This is a genomic window from Corynebacterium macginleyi (assembly GCF_003688935.1).
Taxonomy (GTDB): Bacteria; Actinomycetota; Actinomycetes; order Mycobacteriales; family Mycobacteriaceae; genus Corynebacterium; species Corynebacterium macginleyi.
Map to the genome: position 1 here is coordinate 1 of NZ_REGE01000053.1, position 1,153 is coordinate 1,153.

Below are 1,153 nucleotides of genomic sequence, written 5' to 3' on the forward strand. Positions count from 1 at the left end.
TGATGATCTGCAATATCGAAGACAAACGAGCCTTAAAGAGAGCCAAGCAAGGCAAACGGGCCTCAGCTACAGCCAGCAGGCTCGTGGAAGGAGCGCGAGTATCCGGTTGGAAACAAGCCATCAACCACATGGCCGTGGCCTTTCCCGACCGCTTCGACAAATACCTATAAACCTAACCCCACACACAAACAACTTGACACGCTCCTTCGCCCTAAACGGCGCCCGATTTCCCGCAGCGGCACATGCTCACGAAGAAGATCGGCGATAATAACGCGTTCTTCAAAGCAAATATAGCGATCACTGATGCGTTTATACGGATCCACACCGACAGGCAAGGCAGGGGGCCGAAGCCGTCCAGATTCGATAACGTCATGGCGTTGGCGCAGCGCTTTCATAAGTCTTTTATACGTGGTGGCATCCTCGCCGACAGGTATGAACTCTTTACGTGGCCCTCCGGATTTGATGAGACCTTTTTCGAAGTCTAAAGACAATCGATGATCAATTCCTACTGCAGTCCCAGCATCACAAACAGGCAAGCTCGCCAACCGAAGGCGCAAGTATTCCACCCTCAACTGTGTCTGGCGGACTTTCCGGGCATACCTCGTTAGCCGGATATGACACCCAGCTTCTGTAGCAACGGCATACGCAGCGGTGGGATGCATTCCACACCTTTTGGCGGCCTGGTGTACTGAAAGTCCGCCTTTAACTAGTTCTACAAGCTGTAAAGCCTGGCTACCGCGGCGATCAACTCGTTTTGCTTTATGTATGACTGGCAATCCATGAGCATGACAAAAATTCAAAGCATGCGCGTAATGACAACCAAGCTCACCAGCAGCCGAACGAACGCTACGCCCACTGCCAACCAAGGCGACCAAGCCACGACGATCCGACTCAGACAACGAATGAAACGGGCCAACAACTCCAGGCACAACAACACCCTCCTAAGGGAAAGTGTTGCAACGACCCTCTGAACTCAAGGGCAACAAAAAATTAAAGAACGCCCTATGGCATGGGGTTACCCGCAAGTCGTGGACACGTTGTTAAGCTGCTTAGGGGTTAAGCAGCGGCTTTCTTATTACAATTTTGATCAGCGAGCTGGGCTTCGAAATCGACGGGGCTTACCATCCCGATGGACGAGTGGCGACGACGCCGG

1 protein-coding gene and 1 pseudogene are annotated in these 1,153 nt (G+C 52.5%); one reads left to right on the top strand and one right to left on the bottom strand.

Annotated features, from left to right (window positions below; all coding sequences use genetic code 11):
• Positions 1–170, top strand: a pseudogene (locus D9V82_RS12875) (IS256 family transposase); the annotation flags it as partial.
• On the opposite strand, the gene D9V82_RS11965 reads toward D9V82_RS12875, so the two are convergent.
• Entirely contained in the window at positions 165–929 is a 765-nt protein-coding gene (locus D9V82_RS11965; RefSeq protein ID WP_239088625.1) for a helix-turn-helix domain-containing protein, read from the bottom strand. The pseudogene D9V82_RS12875 and the gene D9V82_RS11965 overlap by 6 nt on opposite strands.
• Positions 930–1,153 lie beyond the last annotated feature (224 nt).